The organism is Stenotrophomonas maltophilia (assembly GCF_023518235.1).
Classification (GTDB): Bacteria; Pseudomonadota; Gammaproteobacteria; order Xanthomonadales; family Xanthomonadaceae; genus Stenotrophomonas.
In genome coordinates, this window is the sequence record NZ_CP090423.1 from 92,875 (window position 1) to 109,800 (window position 16,926).

The 16,926-nt window shown below is 67.8% G+C and carries 16 protein-coding genes; 10 read left to right on the top strand and 6 right to left on the bottom strand.

The genetic code is table 11. The features are described 5' to 3' along the window. Positions 1-8: 8 nt before the first annotated feature. Entirely contained in the window at positions 9-929 is a 921-nt protein-coding gene (gene gluQRS / locus LZ605_RS00620; protein ID WP_249843448.1) for a tRNA glutamyl-Q(34) synthetase GluQRS, read from the bottom strand. Between the two features lie 93 nt (positions 930-1,022). On the opposite strand from gluQRS, the gene htpX reads away from it, so the two are divergent. Further along, positions 1,023-1,889, top strand: coding sequence for a protease HtpX (gene htpX / locus LZ605_RS00625; RefSeq protein WP_057495513.1), 867 nt, complete (start codon positions 1,023-1,025; stop codon positions 1,887-1,889). Between the two features lie 556 nt (positions 1,890-2,445). Here htpX and LZ605_RS00630 read toward each other — a convergent pair. Beyond that, positions 2,446-3,273, bottom strand: a complete 828-nt coding sequence (locus tag LZ605_RS00630) for an inositol monophosphatase family protein (protein ID WP_107231003.1) — start codon at positions 3,271-3,273, stop codon at positions 2,446-2,448. A 120-nt stretch (positions 3,274-3,393) separates the two neighbouring features. Here LZ605_RS00630 and LZ605_RS00635 point away from each other — a divergent pair, with 120 nt between their 5' ends. The 3 genes from LZ605_RS00635 (at position 3,394) to LZ605_RS00645 (ending at position 7,266) form a co-directional block, all read left to right on the top strand. Beyond that, positions 3,394-4,164, top strand: a complete 771-nt coding sequence (locus LZ605_RS00635; protein ID WP_249843449.1) for an RNA methyltransferase — start codon at positions 3,394-3,396, stop codon at positions 4,162-4,164. Between the two features lie 103 nt (positions 4,165-4,267). Continuing rightward, positions 4,268-5,143, top strand: coding sequence for a phosphate/phosphite/phosphonate ABC transporter substrate-binding protein (locus tag LZ605_RS00640; RefSeq protein WP_423172574.1), 876 nt, complete (start codon positions 4,268-4,270; stop codon positions 5,141-5,143). Further along, a complete protein-coding gene (locus tag LZ605_RS00645) occupies positions 5,140-7,266 on the top strand; it encodes a putative bifunctional diguanylate cyclase/phosphodiesterase (RefSeq protein ID WP_107231000.1) in 2,127 nt (708 codons plus the stop codon). Before LZ605_RS00640 ends, LZ605_RS00645 begins: the two co-directional genes overlap by 4 nt. 94 nt (positions 7,267-7,360) lie before the next feature. Here LZ605_RS00645 and epmB read toward each other — a convergent pair whose 3' ends face one another. Beyond that, on the bottom strand, positions 7,361-8,401 hold the full coding sequence (gene epmB, locus LZ605_RS00650; protein WP_409460266.1) for an EF-P beta-lysylation protein EpmB: 1,041 nt from the start codon (positions 8,399-8,401) through the stop codon (positions 7,361-7,363). 98 nt (positions 8,402-8,499) lie between these two features. On the opposite strand from epmB, the gene efp reads away from it, so the two are divergent. The 5 genes from efp to LZ605_RS00675 all read left to right on the top strand — a co-directional run bounded on the left by efp (position 8,500) and on the right by LZ605_RS00675 (position 12,722). Further along, positions 8,500-9,066, top strand: a complete 567-nt coding sequence (gene efp, locus LZ605_RS00655; RefSeq protein WP_107230998.1) for an elongation factor P — start codon at positions 8,500-8,502, stop codon at positions 9,064-9,066. 163 nt (positions 9,067-9,229) lie between these two features. Next, positions 9,230-10,573, top strand: coding sequence for a TRZ/ATZ family hydrolase (locus LZ605_RS00660; protein ID WP_099551878.1), 1,344 nt, complete (start codon positions 9,230-9,232; stop codon positions 10,571-10,573). 24 nt (positions 10,574-10,597) lie between these two features. Further along, positions 10,598-11,314, top strand: a complete 717-nt coding sequence (gene ubiG / locus LZ605_RS00665) for a bifunctional 2-polyprenyl-6-hydroxyphenol methylase/3-demethylubiquinol 3-O-methyltransferase UbiG (RefSeq protein ID WP_107230997.1) — start codon at positions 10,598-10,600, stop codon at positions 11,312-11,314. Then, positions 11,311-12,006, top strand: a complete 696-nt coding sequence (locus LZ605_RS00670; RefSeq protein ID WP_249843452.1) for a phosphoglycolate phosphatase — start codon at positions 11,311-11,313, stop codon at positions 12,004-12,006. The genes ubiG and LZ605_RS00670 overlap by 4 nt, the downstream gene beginning before the upstream one ends. Before the next feature lie 11 nt (positions 12,007-12,017). Further along, positions 12,018-12,722, top strand: coding sequence for a phytoene/squalene synthase family protein (locus LZ605_RS00675; RefSeq protein WP_249843453.1), 705 nt, complete (start codon positions 12,018-12,020; stop codon positions 12,720-12,722). A 127-nt stretch (positions 12,723-12,849) separates the two neighbouring features. Here LZ605_RS00675 and LZ605_RS00680 read toward each other — a convergent pair whose 3' ends face one another. Genes LZ605_RS00680 through yidD form a run of 3 tightly spaced genes read right to left on the bottom strand, consistent with a single transcriptional unit; the run spans position 12,850 to position 15,300 of the window. Next, on the bottom strand, positions 12,850-13,698 hold the full coding sequence (locus LZ605_RS00680) for a M23 family metallopeptidase (protein WP_249843454.1): 849 nt from the start codon (positions 13,696-13,698) through the stop codon (positions 12,850-12,852). After that, positions 13,698-15,044, bottom strand: coding sequence for a dihydroorotase (locus tag LZ605_RS00685; protein WP_249843455.1), 1,347 nt, complete (start codon positions 15,042-15,044; stop codon positions 13,698-13,700). The genes LZ605_RS00680 and LZ605_RS00685 overlap by 1 nt, the downstream gene beginning before the upstream one ends. 1 nt (position 15,045) lies before the next feature. Beyond that, positions 15,046-15,300 (bottom strand): membrane protein insertion efficiency factor YidD, encoded by a 255-nt coding sequence (gene yidD / locus LZ605_RS00690; protein ID WP_107230993.1) that lies wholly within the window; start codon positions 15,298-15,300, stop codon positions 15,046-15,048. A gap of 271 nt (positions 15,301-15,571) precedes the next feature. Between yidD and dksA the strand changes: the two genes are divergently transcribed. After that, on the top strand, positions 15,572-16,801 hold the full coding sequence (gene dksA, locus LZ605_RS00695) for an RNA polymerase-binding protein DksA (RefSeq protein ID WP_249843456.1): 1,230 nt from the start codon (positions 15,572-15,574) through the stop codon (positions 16,799-16,801). The last annotated feature ends 125 nt before the right edge of the window (positions 16,802-16,926 follow it).

A 16,926-nucleotide genomic window follows, 5' to 3' on the forward strand; every position in this document is an offset into this window, starting at 1 on the left:
TCCGGATATCAGGTGGGGGAAGGGGGATTCTGCAACATCGGCGCGGAAAGTGCGCCGGGCGGCAACAGGATGTCGGCGCGCGGCAACCGTGCCGGGTCGAAGGCCTGTTGCGCGCGGGCCAGCAGCGCGTCCAGGTCCTGGGCCGCATCCAGCGCGGCGGGCGCCTGACCGAGCAGCTGCCAGAGCTGGCGCAGCACCGGCAGCGGGCGCCGGGTGTCCACTGGCAGCGCGGCCAGCGACTTGGACAGTTTGTGACCCGGCGCATCCAGCAGCAGCGGCAGATGCCAGTAGCGTGGCACGGCCAGGCCCAACGCCTGCTGCAGCAGGATCTGCCGCGCGGTGGAATCGAGCAGGTCGGCGCCGCGCACCACTTCGGTCACGCCCTGTGCGGCGTCATCGACCACCACCGCCAGCTGGTAGGCCCAGCAGCCATCGGCGCGGCGCAGCACGAAGTCGCCGACCTCGGCGTGTACATCCTGCTGTTGCGGCCCGCGCAGGCCATCGACGAAGTGCACGACGCTGCCGGACAGTACGCGAAAGCGGACGGCAGGATCCGGTCGCGGCTGCCGTGCGACGCAGCGGTGGTGGATGCCGCCACTGGCGGCCAGGTCGCTGCGGCTGCAGTGGCAGACGAAGGCGAGGTCGCTGGCCAGCAGCACGTCCAGGGCGGCCTGGTAGGCCAGGCCGCGGGTGCTCTGCCAGAGGATCGGGCCATCATGGGCCAGCCCGAACGCGACCAGCGCCTGCAGCTGCGACTCGGCCGCGCCGGGCACGGTGCGTGGCGGGTCGACATCCTCGATGCGCAGTCGCCACAGGCCGCCGTGATGGCGGGCCAGCAGCCAGCTGCCGAAGGCGGCGAGCAGGGAACCAGGGTGGAGCAGGCCGGTCGGCGAGGGCGCGAAGCGGCCGCAGGGAGTGGGGGAGGTCATGCTGGCTGAATCGTCGGTCAGGTTGGCGCTTGAATTCAAGCTGACTGCACCGCAAATTGGTCGATATCGACCCTTTTAGAGCCGGATTCTCCCATGTTTACCCGCATTGCCCTGTTCCTGGCCACCAACCTTGCGGTGCTGATTCTCGCCGGCATCGTGATGTCCATCCTGGGCGTGGACTCCCGTTCGATGAGCGGCCTGCTGGTCATGGCCGGCATCTTCGGCTTTGGTGGTTCCTTCATCTCGCTGCTGCTGTCCAAGTGGATGGCCAAGCGTTCCACCGGCGCGGTGGTGATCACCGAGCCGCGCAACCAGACCGAGCGCTGGCTGCTGGCCACCGTCGAGCGCCAGGCCAAGGCGGCCGGCATCGGCATGCCGGAAGTGGCGGTGTATGAAGGCCCGGAGATCAATGCCTTTGCCACCGGCGCCAACCGCAACAACGCGCTGGTGGCGGTGTCCACCGGCCTGCTGCACAACATGAGCGAAGACGAAGCCGAAGCGGTGTTGGGCCACGAGATCGCTCACGTCGCCAACGGTGACATGATCACCATGGCACTGCTGCAGGGCGTGCTGAACACCTTCGTGATCGTACTGGCCCGCGTGGTCGGCGGCATCATCGACAGCGCGCTGTCGGGCAACCGCGAAGGCGGTGGCCGTGGCTTTGCCTACTTCATCATCGTGTTCGTGCTGGAGATGGTGTTCGGCCTGTTCGCCACGATGATCTCGATGTGGTTCTCGCGCCACCGCGAGTTCCGCGCCGATGCCGGTGGTGCCTCGCTGGCCGGCCGCCAGAAGATGATCGCCGCGCTGGAGCGCCTGCAGCTGAACCACGGCCAGAGCACCCTGCCGACGCAGATCGCCGCGTTCGGTATTGCCGGCTCGACCGCGAAGAAGCTGTTCATGAGCCATCCGCCGCTGGAAGAGCGCATCGCTGCGCTGCGTGCTTCGACGGTGGCGTAAGCCTCGGCTTTCAAGGTAGTGCAGGAACGCCCGGCCCCGCGCCGGGCGTTTTTGTTTGCGTGCGCATGCATTGGCGCGCCAGGCGATGCCTGGGGATCGTTTCCGCGAGCGCGGAGGGGTGTCACTTTCTTTGCGCGCAAAGAAAGTAACCAAAGAAACGCTCCGCCGTCCGCGAGCCGACGTGCTGCGCACGCCGGTGCCCTGAGCTTCTCGGCGAATCAGGGGACGGCGCCGAACTCGCTGCGCTCAGACACCGGCGCCTCTTCGCCCCTGATTCCCCTGCGATGCTCGGCTCGCTCAAGGCGGACTGAAAGGTCAAGATCAAGGGCAACAGCATCCACGCGTGGCGTGGATCTAACGGGTGCCGCTGTGGCATTTGACCTTGGGTCCGCCTTGAGCGCAGGGCACCGATGCGCAGCATCGGCTCGCGCCCTGGCGGCGTGTTTCTTTGGTTACTTTCTCTGCACGAGCAAAGAAAGTGACAAGCACGATCATCGCGGATACGAAAACGGCACCTTCGCAGGTGCCATTCCCGTGAACCGCTTTACGCGGAAGCTCAGAACTTCGCGTCGAACTCGGCGGCGTAACCGGTGTTCACCAGCACCTTCTGCAGCGACTCGGCCACCTTCAGGTTGCCGGCCACGATCTGGTGGGTCTCCGGACCGCGGTTGTCCATGCGGCCCAGGGTGGCGCCCTTGAAATCGCAGACCTTGCCGCCGGCTTCGCGCACCAGCAGCAGGCCGGCAGCGATGTCCCATGCCTTCACGCCGGCTTCGAAGTAGGCGTCAGCGCGGCCACAGGCCACGTAGGCCAGGTCCAGTGCGGCCGAACCGGTGCGGCGGATGTCTTCGCCGTGCACCAGCAGGGCGTCGACCGCCTTCAGCTGGGCGCTGGCACGGTTGCGCTCGCGCGGGGCGAAGCCGGTGTGGATCATGGTGCCGTCCAGGTCCTTGCGGTCGGCCACGCGGATGCGGCGGTCGTTCAGCACCGCGCCGGCACCGCGGCTGGCGGTGAACAGTTCATTGCGCAGCGGGTCGAAGATCACCGCATCGGTCGGCTCGCCGTTCTCCACCAGCGCGATCGACACGCAGTAGTGCGGCACGCCGCGCAGGTAGTTGCTGGTGCCATCCAGCGGGTCGATGACCCACATCTGGCGACGCTCGCCCTGCACGCCGCCTTCTTCACCGAAGATGCCGTAGTCCGGGTAGGCGCGCTTGAGTTCCTTGACGATGACCTTTTCCGCATCCGCATCCACTTCGCTGGCGTAGTCCATCCGGCCCTTCTGCACCACATTGAGCGCCTCGAGCTTGTTGATGTTGCGCAACAGGACGTTGCCGGCGAGGCGGGCGGCCTTGACCATGACGGTGACGGCGGGTTTCTGCATGGCGTGGGCTCCCGGAAAGGCAGAAGAGATGGACTGGCGGGGGAAAAGAGCGGGTCCGGCGCAGTGGCCGGCCGCACAGTTTACCATTGGTCATCGTCCAGCTCGACCTTTTCCCTGTTCATGTCCCAGTTTCCTGCCGCCACCCGCCTCCGTTTCGTCCTGGTTGGCACCCAGCACCCCGGCAACATGGGGGCTGCCGCCCGCGCCCTGAAAACCATGGGACTGGCCCGCCTGGTGCTGGTTGCCCCCGAAAAACCGCTGGATGAGGAGGCCTTCCGGCGTTCGGCTGGTGCTGAGGATGTGCTCGGGGATGCCCCGGTGGTCGCCACCCTGGCCGAAGCCGTGGCCGACTGCACCCTGGTGCTGGGCTGCACCGCCCGCGCCCGTCGCGTGCAGCTGGAGGAGTACCTGCCGGCCGACGCCGCCGCCCGCGCGGTGGCCCGGGCCGGCGAAGGCGCCGAGGTGGCGCTGGTGTTCGGTCGCGAACGGACCGGGCTGACCAACGAAGAGCTGCAGCTGTGCCATGCCGCGGTGCACATCCCGTCCGATCCGGCGTTCAGTTCGCTCAACCTGGCCGCTGCCGTGCAGGTGCTGGCCTATGAAACGCGCATGCAGCTGCTCGGCGCGCAGCCGGTGGCGGAGACCGAGCCGGGCTTCCGCGAGCAGCCGGCCAGCCACGAACAGATGGAGAGCTTCTTTGCCCAGCTGGGCGACACCCTGGACGAGATCGATTTCCACAAGGGGCGTGCCCCGGAGTCGGCGATGCGCAAGCTGCGCCGCTTGTTCCTGCGCAATCAGCCGAGCGAGCAGGAAGTGCGCCTGCTGCGCGGCATCCTGGCCGATACCCAGCGCATGGCCCGGCTGGCCCGTGCCGGCAGCAGGGACGACTGACGACGGTCTCATTTTTTCGGGTAGTCTGTCCGGATACCCTGGGGGGATGAAACCTGTGTCGGGTCTGCGAAAGGCAGTGCAGAGGGGACTGCTGGGCCTGGCCATGTTCCTGCTGGCCGGGTCGCTGCATGCGGCACCGGATCCGGTGCTGGTGCTGGGCCGGATCAGTGATGATCCCAAGGCCCACTACGAGCAGCTGCAGCCGTTGCTGGACTATGTGGTGGCGCATATGCACGACGTCGGCATCAGGGAGGGGAGGATCCTGATGGCGCGCGATCCGCAGCAGATGGCCAGCTATCTACGGCGGGGGCGGGTGGACTGGGTCACGGAAACGTCCGGCACGGCCATGGCGCTGGGCCAGCGAAGCGGTGCACGACCGTTGCTGCTGACCGAACGCAATGGCGTGCGCCAGTATCAGACGGTGTTCTTTGTCCGCCGCGACAGTCCGATCCAGAACATGGAGGATCTGCGCGGCCATCGTCTGGCGTTGCAGAACACCGCGTCCACCAGTGCCTACCTGGTGCCGGTGATGACCCTGCTGCAGGAAGGGTTGTCGCCGCAGATCCTGGCCGGGGAATGGGACACGCCGGGGCGCAACAGCGTTGGGTATGTGTTTGCGCGCAGCGAATTGAACATCGCTACGTTCGTGCACAAGGGGCTGGTCGAAGCGGGGGCGGTGAGCAGTGTGGACTGGGACGACGAGCGGCGGGTGCCGGCGGCATTCCGGCGCGATTTTCGCGAACTGCGGCGTACCGAGCCCTACCCGCGGGCGGTGGAGATGGTGCGCGCCGACCTCGATCCGCAGGTGGGTGATCGTCTGCAGCAGGTGCTGCTGCAGGCGGCCAGCGACCCACGGGCGCAGGGGGCGTTGCATCGGTTTTTCGGCACTTCTGGGTTCCACCGCGTCGATGCGCATGCGCAGCAGCGGTTGGATGAATTGAAACAAGGATTGACGCGCGTGCGGATGGAAGTGGAATGAAGTGGCTCGGCTCGGGAATGCAGGCCAGGTTCCTGCTCGCGATGGGCGGGGCGATGGTCGTGGTGGTGGCGATTCTGGCCGTGCTGCTGGGACGCCAGGCGGCGATGCAGAGCGAGGTGCGTACCCTCAGCGGGGGCGTCATCCATGAATTGTTCGACCGCAGCGTGCGCAGCCGTGGTGAAGCGGTGGCGCGCGAGCTGTCCGACGCGCTGGCCAACCCGCTGTATTACCGTGACCTGGACCAGGTCGGCGCGCTGGTGCGCAGCACCGCGCGGCAGCCGGTGGTGCGCTACGTGCTGGTGTTCGACGAGCGCGGCCGGCTGGTGCATGACGGTTCGGTGGAGGTTTCCGGGTTCGGCCAGCCGATGGCCGATCCGCTGGCGCCCAAGGCGGCTGCAGCGCGGGCGCTGGTGGTGCAGGAATCGCCGAAGGTGCTCGACAACACCATGCCGATCATGGTCGGCAGCCAGCGCATCGGTGGGGTCCGCGTCGGCATGGCGCTCGATGAAGTGCAGCAGCGCGAACAGGCCGCCAATGCCACCCTGGGCGAACGCCTGCAGCAGGTCGGCAGCCGCCACCTGGGCTGGCTGCTGCTGATGCTGGGCCTGCTGGTGGTGATCGGCGTAGTGGTGATCCTGTACGTGCAGCGCACCCTGGTCGCGCCGATCCGTGACCTGGCTGCCGCCGCGCGGCGCATCGAAGCCGGTGACTACCAGGCACCGCTGGCCGAGAACACCCGCGATGATGAAGTCGGCGAGCTGGTGCGCGGGTTTGCCCGCATGCGCGATGCGATTGCCCGCCACGACCGCGAAGTGCGGCACATGGCCTATACCGATGCCCTGACCGGGCTGACCAACCGGCTGGCGTTCCGGGAGGCACTGGACCATCGCCTGATGGCCGCGCGTGCCTCCAACCATCGGCTGGGCCTGCTGTTTGCCGACATCGATGATTTCAAGCGGGTCAATGACACGCTCGGCCACGAGGCCGGCGACGAGGCGCTGCTGCAGTTCGCGCAGCGCATCGGCCGCGCCGTCACCGAGGCTGGTGGGGATGAGGCCCTGCTGGCGCGGTTCGGTGGCGACGAGTTCGTGATCCTGGTGGGCGACGGTGACGTGGCCGCCAACGCACGGCTGCTGGCCGAAGTGCTGGTGCGCGAGTTGGGCAAGCCATTGGTGGTGCAGGGCAGGGAGCTGTTCCTGGGCACCTCCATCGGCGTGACCCTGTTCCCCGACGACGCGGCCGATGCGACCACGCTGCTGAAGAACGGCGATATCGCGATGTACCAGGCGAAGATGGCTGGCAAGAACTGCTATCGCTACTACAGCCGTGCGATGGATCACGCGGTAGAACGCCGCGTGCACATGGAGCAGGAGCTGCGTGGCGCATGGGAGCGCGGCGAGCTGCGGCTGGCCTACCAGCCGATCTTCCGCATGCGTGATCGCCGCATGGTCGGCGTGGAAGTGCTGCTGCGCTGGCAGCATCCGACCCTGGGAACGATTCCGCCGTCGGTGTTCATCGAAGTGGCCGAGCAGAGCGGATTGATCGAGATCATCGGCCCGAAGGTGCTGCGCGCGGCCTGCATGGAAGCCTCGCAGTGGCCGCGTGGGGCAGGCGGTGATGACCTGTTCGTTTCGGTCAACGTCTCGCCCCGCCAGCTGCGCGGAGGGGAGTTGCCGGCACTGGTGGCGCAGTGCCTGCACGAGTCCGGGCTGCCGGCTTCGCGCCTGCATCTGGAGCTGACCGAAACCGCCGTGATCGGCGATGAAATGGTCGCTGCGCAGCTGCTGGACAAGCTGCACCGCACCGGCGTGAAAGTCTGGCTGGACGACTTCGGTACCGGATTCTCCGGCCTGAGCCACCTGCGCCAGGTGCCCGTGGACGGGGTCAAGATCGACAAGAGTTTCGTCGCCGACATGCAGCGCGACCCGGACGATCTGGCCTTGACCACGGCGATCATCGCCATGGCCCATGCGCTGGGGATCACGGTGGTGGCCGAAGGCATCGAGCAGCAGGCGCAGTTCGAACTTCTCGCCCAGCGCGGCTGCGATCTCGGCCAGGGCTACTGGTTGAGCCACCCGGTGACCGCCACCGAAGTGGTGCGGATGATCGAATCGGGGCTCTGACACCCCATCCACGCACGGCGGGGACCTACCGGGGTCTTGTGCCGGGGTCAGATCCCTTTTCCGCAGGAAAAGGGATCTGACCCCGGCCGTGCCCTTACACCGGGCGCTTGCTCGGGTCGCCCGGCAGTTCGCGCACCAGCTTGGGAACCAGATAGCCGGACAGGCGTGCGGTCAGGCCGGCGATCAGCGCCTTGGCCTGGGTGTCGTCCACCTCGAAATGGGCCACGCCCTCGACCCGGTCCAGCTGGTGCAGGTAGTAGGGCAGCACGCCGGCGGCAAAGCTGCGCTCGCTCAGGTCCTGCAGCGCCTGCACGCTGTCATTGACCCCGCGCAGCAACACCGCCTGGTTGAGCAGCTGTGCACCGGTGCCGCGCAGGCGTGCCATCGCAGTGTCCACGCTGGCGTCGAATTCATTGGCGTGGTTGGCATGGACCACGATCGCCAGCGGCCACGGCAGGCTGCCCAGCCAGGCCAGCAGCTCCTCGTCCACGCGCTCGGGCAGCACGATCGGCAGGCGGGTGTGGATGCGCAACCGGCGCAGGTGCGGAATCGCGCGCAGCGCGTCGGTCAGCTCGACCAGCTTGTGCGTGGCCAGCGACAGGGGATCGCCGCCGGACAGGATCACTTCGTCGATGTCCGGGTCGGCTGCGATGGCCGCCACCGCCTCCTGCCAGCCGCCCTTGGCGGCGTTCTCGGCGCCATAGTCGAAGTGGCGGCGGAAGCAGTAACGGCAATTGATCGCGCAGCTGCCGGTGGCCACCAGCAGGGCCCGCCCGCGGTACTTCTGGATGACCCCGGTGGCCTTCTTCGCCGCGCCATCGCCCACCGCATCGAAGCTGAACCCCGGTGCGGGGCGCATTTCCGCGTCGATCGGCAGCACCTGGCGCAGCAGCGGGTCGGCCGGGTCGCCCCTGCGCATGCGGGCCACGAAGCCTTCGGGCACGCGCAGCGCGAACTGGGCCATGGCCGCTTCCGAGACGCCCAGCGCAGCCGGGTCCAGCTCCAGCCGGGCCAGCAGGGTCTGCGGCTCGCGCAGCGCCTGGCGCCAGAGCTGCTGCCAGCGTGCGGGCGCGCCTGGCGACTGGGGCCGGGGGAAGGCGGAAAGCTGCATGGGGAGGGGGCCTGCGGTTATCATGGGGGCAGAAAAACTGTCGCCCACCGGCCTTCGGTGGGCTTTCCATTCTATCCGCCTCGCCGCACGCGCGGCGGTTTCGCCATTTGAGGAGCTTGAACATGGCCACTGCGGGCATGAACGATGTCAAGAACGGGATGAAGATCCTGGTCAACAATGAACCGGCCGTCATCTCCGAGACCGAGTTCATCAAGCCGGGCAAGGGCCAGGCCTTCACGCGCGTGCGCTATCGCTTCATCAAGTCGGGCCGCACCGTGGAAATGACCATGAAGGCCACCGATGACGTGGAAGTGGCCGACGTGGTCGACACCAACATGAACTACATGTACAGCGACGGCGAGTACTGGCATTTCATGGACCCGGAAACCTTCGAGCAGGTGCAGGCCGACAAGGCCGGCATGGGCGGTGCCGAGAAGTGGCTGAAGGGCGAAGAGTCCTGCATCGTCACCCTGTTCAACGGTTCGCCGATCTTCGTGCAGCCGCCGAACTTCGTCGAACTGAAGATCACCGAGACCGATCCGGGCGTCCGTGGTGACACCTCGGGCGGCGGCGGCAAGCCGGCCACCCTGGAAACCGGCGCTGTGGTCCGCGTGCCGCTGTTCGTCAACCAGGACGAGATCGTCAAGGTCGACACCCGTTCGGGCGAATACTCCGCACGCGTCAAGTAATCCGGCACAGCCGGATTACCTGTAGAGCCGAGCCATGCTCGGCTTTCCGGGCACCGCCCGGAACCCGTTGCCGGCGCCGATGGTGCCGCAACGGACAGCCGCCGGGCGTGGCCCGGCGCTACCGCCTCCAGCCAGGCCCTTCCCCCACAGCCAGTGAGCCCGCATGAGCGATAGCCCGCACCTCCCCGAAGCCTGCGACCTGCTCATCGAAGCCGGTTATGTCGTTCCGATCGAGCCGCATGCGGTGGTGCTGGAAGACCACGCCGTGGCTGTGCGTGGCAGCGAGATCGTCGCCATCCTGCCGCGTGCCGAAGCCCGCGCGCGTTTCCGCGCCGCACAGGTGGTCAGCCGCCCCGAGGCGGCGCTGATGCCGGGCCTGGTCAACGCGCACACGCACAACCCGATGACCCTGCTGCGCGGCGTCGCCGACGACCTGCCGCTGATGACCTGGCTGCAGCAGCACATCTGGCCGGTGGAAGCGGCGGTGATCGGCCCCGAGTTCGTCGCCGATGGCACCACGCTGGCCATCGCCGAAATGTTGCGCGGTGGCACCACCTGTGCCAACGAGAACTACTTCTTCGGCGACGTACAGGCGGCGGTCTACAAGAAGCACGGTTTCCGCGCGCTGGTCGGCGCGGTCATCATCGATTTCCCCACCGCCTGGGCCAAGACCGACGACGAGTACTTTGCCAAGGCCGGTGAACTGCACGACCAGTGGCGCACCGACCCGCTGATCGGCACCGCTTTCGCGCCGCATGCGCCGTACACCGTCAACGACGCCAATTTCGAGCGCGTGCGCATGCTGTCCGACCAGTTGGACATGCAGGTGCACCTGCACACCCATGAAACCGCGCAGGAGATCACCGATTCGATCAAGCTGCATGGCCAGCGTCCGCTGGCGCGTCTGGATCGCCTGGGCCTGGTCAACGACCGCCTGATCGCGGTGCACATGACCCAGCTGACCGACGCGGAAATCCATTTGTGCGCCGAGCGCGGCGTCAGCGTGGTGCACTGCCCGGAATCGAACCTGAAGCTGGCTTCCGGCTTCTGCCCGGCCTGCGCCCTGCAGCGCGCAGGCGTGAACCTGGCGATCGGCACCGACGGTTGCGCCAGCAACAACGACCTGGACATGTTCAGCGAGAACCGCACCGCGGCGATCCTGGCCAAGGCGGTGGCCGACGATGCCACCGCACTGGACGCGGCCACCACGCTGCGTGCCTCCACGCTGGGCGGCGCGCGTGCGCTGGGCTTCGGCGAGCGCATCGGCTCGATCGAAGTCGGCAAGCAGGCCGACCTGGTCTGCGTGGACCTGTCGGCGCTGGAAACCCAGCCCCTGCACAACGTGCTCTCGCAGCTGGTCTACGCCACAGGCCGCCAGCAGGTCAGCGATGTCTGGATCGCCGGCAAGCCGAAGCTGGTGCAGCGCGAGCTGGTCGGCATGGACCTGCCGGGCATCATCGCCAACGCGCGCCAGTGGCGCGAGCGCATCCGCCATATCCGCGCCTGAACCCCAGCGCCGCAAGGACTTCTCATGACCGCCCCCCACGCTTCTTCCAATTTCGATCAGGCCGAGCTGGACAAGTTCGCCGCGCTGGCCAACCGCTGGTGGGACGCTGACGGCCCGCAGAAGCCACTGCATGCGCTGAACCCGGTACGCCTGCAGTACGTGGCCGACCGTGTGCCGCTGCGCGGTGCACGCGTGCTCGACATCGGCTGCGGTGGTGGCCTGCTGAGCGAGGCGCTGGCCCAGGCCGGCGCCGACGTCACGGCCATCGACCTGGCCCCGGAACTGGTCAAGGTGGCGCGCCTGCACGCGCTGGAAAGCGGTGCCAAGGTCGATTACCGGGTGCAGGCCGCCGAGGATCTGGCTGCCGAGCAGCCGGGCAGTTTCGATGTGGTCACCTGCATGGAGATGCTGGAACACGTGCCCGACCCGGGCGCGATCATCGAGGCCTGCAAGCGCCTGCTGAAGCCGGGCGGCCACCTGTTCCTGTCCACCATCAACCGCACCGCCGCCGCCTTCGCGGTGGCCATTGTCGGCGCCGAATACGTGGCGCGACTGCTGCCCAAGGGCACCCACCACTACCAGGAATTCATCAAGCCGGCCGAGCTGGCACGCTGGCTGCGCGAGGCCGATGTGCAGCTGGTGGACGTCAGTGGCATGGCCTACGAGCCGTGGCGCAACCGTGCGCGGCTGAGCAGCCGCACCGACATCAACTACCTGGCCTACGCGGTCAAGCCGCAATGAGCCGCGCAGGCTTCCCGCGCGCGGTGCTGTTCGACCTGGACGGCACCCTGCTGGACAGTGCGCCGGATTTCGTTGCCACCTGCGATGCGATGCTGGCCGAACGTGGCCGCGCGCCGATCGATCCGGCCCTGTTGCGCCCGGTGGTGTCCAAGGGCTCGCGTGCGATGGTCTCGGCCGCCTTCCCCGAACTGGACACGGCGGCGCGTGATGCACTGATTCCCGAGTTCCTGCAGCGCTACGAAGCCCTGATCGGGCAGCACGCCGTGTTGTTCGAGGGTGTGGCGGACATGCTCGCGGCTCTCGATGCCGCCGGTGCCGTGTGGGGCATCGTCACCAACAAGCCGGAGTACCTGGCGCGCTTGATCGTGCCGCAGTACGGTTGGCAGCAGCGCTGTGCGGTGCTGGTGGGCGGCGATACCCTGGCCGAACGCAAGCCGCACCCCTTGCCGCTGCTGCACGCTGCGCAGGCCCTCGGCATTGCTGCCGAGGACTGCGTCTACGTGGGCGACGATGAGCGCGACATCATCGCCGCACGGGCCGCAGCCATGCCCTCGGTGGCGGCGCTGTGGGGCTATCGCCTGCACAGCGACGACCCGTTGGCCTGGCAGGCCGACGTGCTGGTGGAGAACGCCGGACTTCTGCAACTGGCCAGTCTGTGGCCGACCCGGCCGGCAGCCCCGGCCCAGCCGTAAGGAACCCCGTAGTGAGCAGTACCGCGCTGGAAAGTTTCCTCGACAAGTGGCGCAGCCGCTGGCCGGAATGGTCGGTGGCCGCCCCGTTCGTGGCCGAATCGCAACGCGAACTCGCGGTGGCGTGGTTCGCGCTGCTGCAGGAGTTCGACGACATGCTCAACACCGGCGGCGATCCGCTGCCGGCCGATGCCAAGCTGGCGTGGTGGGGCGAGGAGCTGCGCAGCTGGGCTGCGCGCCGGTCGCGCCACCCGTTGGGTCGTTTGCTGGAACCGGTGCGTGCGCCGTGGGCGCAGCTGGCCGACGCGCTGCCGGATCTGGTCGAAGCGCGCACCGTCGCGCTCGATGCCGCCAGCGCCGAGCGCGCGCTGGCCAACTACGCCGATGCGGTGGCGGCGGTGGAAGCGGCGCTGTTCAGCGACAAGCCGCGCACCGGCGCTGGTCGTGCGGTGCTGCTGCAGACCCTGGCCCAGCGTTTGCAGGACGCCGGCGTGGCCGGTGTGCCGCGCAGCGTGCTGGATGAAGATTCCAGCAGTGCTGCGCAGCGCTGGGCGCAGTCGCTGTTGAAAGGGTGGGGCGCCCGCGTGCCCGGCCCTCGGCCGCGGCGCGTGTGGTCCAGCCTGGCGCGTGCCCGCGTGGCCGCGCAGGCCGCGGGCAAGCCGATTGAAGCGACACCGATGCGCACTTTGCTGCGCGTGTGGTGGGCCGCGCGCGGTTGATCGCTCCTGGTAGGTGCGGACCTTGGTCCGCACGTTCTGCGGGATCGTGCCGACCAAGGTCGGCACCTACCAAGTCGCATTGCGGTAGATCCACGCCATGCGTGGATGAATGCCCGATTCGCGCGCGTTATTTGCGTTCCAGCACCAGCAATGGGTCGATACGGGTGTCGAACCAGTTCATGCCCCAGTGCAGGTGCGGGCCGGTGGCACGGCCGGTGGCGCCGACCGCCGCAATCACCTGGCCCTGTTCCACACGGTCACCGACCTTCACGTCGATGCGCGACAGGTGCAGGAAGTTGGAGCTGACTCCGAAGCCGTGGTCGAGCAGCAGCGTGCCGCCGGTCAGGTACAGGTCCGGGCCGGCGAAGGTGACGATACCGGCCGCCGGCGCCTTCACCGGCGTGCCGGTCGGCACCGCGATATCCATGCCGGAGTGACCCGCGCCCGGCTGGCCGTTGTACACGCGTGCGTTGCCGAAGCGGCCGCTGATGCGGCCCTGCACCGGCCAGATGAAGGTCTGGGTGAAGTCGGTGCGGTCGTCATCGCGGGCACGCGCCGCCGTTACCTGTGCCTGTTCGCGCTTGATCCGCTCGGCAATGGCCGGCGGCGGATTGACCGTCTTCGGCGGCACGCCGTTGACCCGCTCGGTCGGCCAGTCGCGCGGCGTCACCGCGATGGTCACCGTTTCGCTGCCGCCGTCGGTGCGCTGCACCTGCACGCGCAACGGGCCCTTTTCGTCGCGTCCGATGCCGAACACCACGCTGCCATAGTTGCTCACCCGCAGCTGGCGGCCGGCGTACTGCACGCGGCTGCCGGCCGGGACCTTGCCGATCACCAGCGCGCCCTGCGACGCGCTGGCCGGAAACACCACGCGGCTGTCGATCAGGCTGCCGATGGCATCCTGTGCGCTTGCCGAAGATGTGCAGAGCAGCGGCGCGGCCAGCAGCAGCGCCCCGGTCAGGAGAGCCGCGCGCATCAGCGGTCGTAGGTCATGCGCTGGCCGGCCGGTTCGCCGACCAGCGTGCTGCCGTCCCACACCAGCTGGCCGTTGACCCAGGTCGAGGCCACGCGCGAACGGAAGGTGGTGCCTTCAAACGGCGACCAGCCACACTTGGACAGCACGTCCTCGCGCTTGACGGTGAACGGCACGTCTTCCACCAGCACCAGGTCGGCGAAGTAGCCTTCGCGCAGGAAGCCGCGCTCTTCCACGTCGAACAGCTGGGCCGGCGCATGCGCGAACTTCTGCACCACCTGCTCGCGGGTCAGCTTGCCCTCGTGCACGCGCTCCAGCGCGGCCACCAGCGCGTACTGCACCAGCGGCAGGCCCGACGGCGCCTGCGCGTAGGGCTTCTGCTTCTCTTCCCAGGTGTGCGGGGCGTGGTCGGTGGCCAGCACGTCCAGCACGTCGTCGGCCAGCGCGGCGGTGATCGCCTCGCGGTCGGACACTTCCTTGATCGCCGGGTTGCACTTGATCAGGTTGCCCTTCGTCGCGTAGTCCGGGCGCGCGAAGTGCAGGAAGTGCACGCAGGTTTCGGCGGTGATCTGCTTGCGGCTGCCGTCGGCGCGGATCAGCGGGCCCTTCTCGAACAATGCCAGCTCGTCGGCGGTGGAGATGTGCAGCACGTGCAGGCGGGTGCCGTGCTTGCGGGCCAGCGACATGGCCAGGCGGGTGGACTTGATGCAGGCCTCGCGCGAACGGATGTCCGGGTGCATGTCCGGGGTCAGTGCGTCGCCGTACTTCTCCTGGAACGCCTTCAGGTTGGCATCGATCATCGGCGTGTCTTCGCAGTGCGTGATGATCGGAGTGGGGCACTCGCGGAAGATCGCGTCCAGCGTTTCCGGGTTGTCCACCAGCATGTTGCCGGTGGACGCGCCCATGAACACCTTCACGCCCGGCGCCTTCTTCGGGTCCAGGGCGCGGATCGCGTCGAGGTTGTCATTGCTGGCGCCGTGGTAGAAGCCATAGTTGGCCCAGGCGCGGCCGCGCGCGAGCTCGTACTTCGCTTCCAGGATGGTCGAATCCAGCGTGGGCGGATTGGTGTTGGGCATGTCCATGAAGCTGGTCAGGCCGCCGGCCACGGCCGCAGCCGATTCGCTGGCGATGTCGCCCTTGTGGGTCAGGCCCGGTTCGCGGAAGTGCACCTGGTCGTCGATCATGCCCGGCAGCAGCCAGCGCCCGGCCGCGTCCACCACCTGTTCGCCGTCGCGCGGCGTCAGCCCGCTGCCGATCTGCGCGATGCGACCGTTCTCGATGCGCAGGTCGCCGTCGAAGGTGCGGCCTTCGTTGACCATGCGGGCATTGGTGATGAGCGTGGAGGACATGTCAGTGTTTTCCTGTGCAACGGCAAGAGGGGGCGTGGGGAGACTCGGGCACTGGATCGAAGCCGCCGGGGTGGAACGGATGGCAGCGGCCCAGCCGGCGCGCGGCCAGCCAGCTGCCGCGCAGCGGACCGTGGCGGGCGATGGCATCCATGGCGTATTCAGAACAGCTGGGCACGAAGCGGCAGCGCGGCCCCAGCAGGGGGCTGATGAAGCGCTTGTAGAAGCGCAGCAGGGCAATGAGCAGGCGCGAGATCACCCAGTCATCTTATGCCAGTTGGCATGAAGGCCGCATTTGTGCAGGATGGGCCGTTGGTCGCATGTCGCCGATGGCCTGCGACCGCTGTCGGCACCGCTGGGTGCCGGCCAGGTTCCGTACCGCGCAAGGCGGTCCGTGTTCGTCGGACCGCGCTTTGGGTGCCTTGGCTCCAGGACTGAATGGAGCAGGGCGCCGAGGTTGCTGCTGCGGGTCGGGTAGGCTATAAAGGCCCGCTTTCCCGGGCCCCGGGGAATCCAAGGAAGAGCGTTTCGTGGCTGCTAAAAAAACTGCAAAGAAGGCCGCAACGGCCGCCAAGAAAACCGCCAAGCCTGTTGTGAAGAAGTTGGCGGCAAAGCCCGTTGCCAAAAAGCCGGCCAGCAAGGCGGTGACCAAGGCAACGTCCTCGCAACCGGCGGCCAGGAAGGCCACCGCGAAGAAAGCACCGGTCAAGGCGACCAAGCCGGTGGCAAAGAAGGCCGCCGCACCCGCCAAGGCCAAACCTGCTGCTGCCGGCAAGAAGGTGCCGGTGGTGAAGAAGGCTGCGAGCAAGGCCGCGCCGGTGAAGAAGGCCGTCGCCAAGCCGGTGGCGAAGAAGCCCGCCGCCAAGCCGGCGCCGAAGGCGGTGGTGAAGAAGGCCACCGCCAAGCCGGTTGCCAAGCCGGCGGCGAAGAAGGTCGCTGCGGCCAAACCGGCCGCCACGCCTGCTGCTGTAAAGAACGTTGCCAAGAATGTCGCCGTACCGGCCGCCAAGCCGGCCCCGGCCCCCGTAGTGAAGTCCGCACCGAAGCCTGCTGCCAAGCCGGCTCCGGCCAAGCCTGTCCCGGCCAAGACCGTGGCAGCGGCAGCAGCCCAACCGGCTCCCAAGCCGGCCCCGGCCGCCGCTTCTGCTGCATCGAAGGCCCCGCAATCCAAGAATCCCGTGCCCGTTTCGAAATCGCCTGCCAAAACCGCCGTGAAATCCGATTCCGCCCCGAAGACCGTGTCGCGCCCTGTCGGCAAGGTCGCCGTCGCTGTCGCCGCCCGATCGGCGGCACCGGCCCCGCGCAGCAAGTACAAGGTGGTCGAGTACAAGACCGACGAGGCCACCGGCCGCCCGATCCTGCCGGCCGGTTACAAGCCGTCCTCGGAAGAGGAATACATGAGCTCGCTGCAGCAGGAGTATTTCCGCCAGCGCCTGCAGAACTGGCGCGCGGACCTGGTGGAAGAGTCCAAGCAGACCATCGAGAACCTGCGCGAGGAAGTGCGTGACATCGGCGACGAAGCCGAGCGCGCGACCCGCGAGACCGAGAACTCGCTGGAACTGCGTACCCGCGACCGCTACCGCAAGCTGATCGGCAAGATTGACAGCACCCTCAAGCGCCTGGAAGCCGGCGACTACGGCTACTGCGTGGACACCGGTGAAGAAATCGGCCTGGAGCGCCTGGAAGCGCGCCTGACCGCCGAGCGCACCATCGACGCCCAGGAGCGCTGGGAGCACCTGCAGAAGCAGCAGGGCGACTGATTCCTGATCGTTGTGTGGTCATGCGAAAAACCCGGCCTCGGCCGGGTTTTTTGTTGGGTGTGGTTGGCTGGGTAGAACGGCGCCTTCCAGGTATCGGGTGGAGCCTGCGGGTGGGTCCGGGCAGG

Bases quoted from the DNA above. Each gene is read 5' to 3' on its own strand.
- LZ605_RS00645 (WP_107231000.1), top strand. From the start codon at position 5,140: ATGAAGTGGCTCGGCTCGGGAATGCAGGCCAGGTTCCTGCTCGCGATG.
- gluQRS (WP_249843448.1), bottom strand. From the start codon at position 929: ATGACCTCCCCCACTCCCTGCGGCCGCTTCGCGCCCTCGCCGACCGGC.
- LZ605_RS00630 (WP_107231003.1), bottom strand. From the start codon at position 3,273: ATGCAGAAACCCGCCGTCACCGTCATGGTCAAGGCCGCCCGCCTCGCC.
- htpX (WP_057495513.1), top strand. From the start codon at position 1,023: ATGTTTACCCGCATTGCCCTGTTCCTGGCCACCAACCTTGCGGTGCTG.
- LZ605_RS00685 (WP_249843455.1), bottom strand. From the start codon at position 15,044: ATGTCCTCCACGCTCATCACCAATGCCCGCATGGTCAACGAAGGCCGC.
- LZ605_RS00640 (WP_423172574.1), top strand. From the start codon at position 4,268: ATGTTCCTGCTGGCCGGGTCGCTGCATGCGGCACCGGATCCGGTGCTG.
- LZ605_RS00670 (WP_249843452.1), top strand. From the start codon at position 11,311: ATGAGCCGCGCAGGCTTCCCGCGCGCGGTGCTGTTCGACCTGGACGGC.
- LZ605_RS00660 (WP_099551878.1), top strand. From the start codon at position 9,230: ATGAGCGATAGCCCGCACCTCCCCGAAGCCTGCGACCTGCTCATCGAA.
- efp (WP_107230998.1), top strand. From the start codon at position 8,500: ATGGCCACTGCGGGCATGAACGATGTCAAGAACGGGATGAAGATCCTG.
- LZ605_RS00635 (WP_249843449.1), top strand. From the start codon at position 3,394: ATGTCCCAGTTTCCTGCCGCCACCCGCCTCCGTTTCGTCCTGGTTGGC.
- LZ605_RS00680 (WP_249843454.1), bottom strand. From the start codon at position 13,698: ATGCGCGCGGCTCTCCTGACCGGGGCGCTGCTGCTGGCCGCGCCGCTG.
- ubiG (WP_107230997.1), top strand. From the start codon at position 10,598: ATGACCGCCCCCCACGCTTCTTCCAATTTCGATCAGGCCGAGCTGGAC.
- epmB (WP_409460266.1), bottom strand. From the start codon at position 8,401: ATGATAACCGCAGGCCCCCTCCCCATGCAGCTTTCCGCCTTCCCCCGG.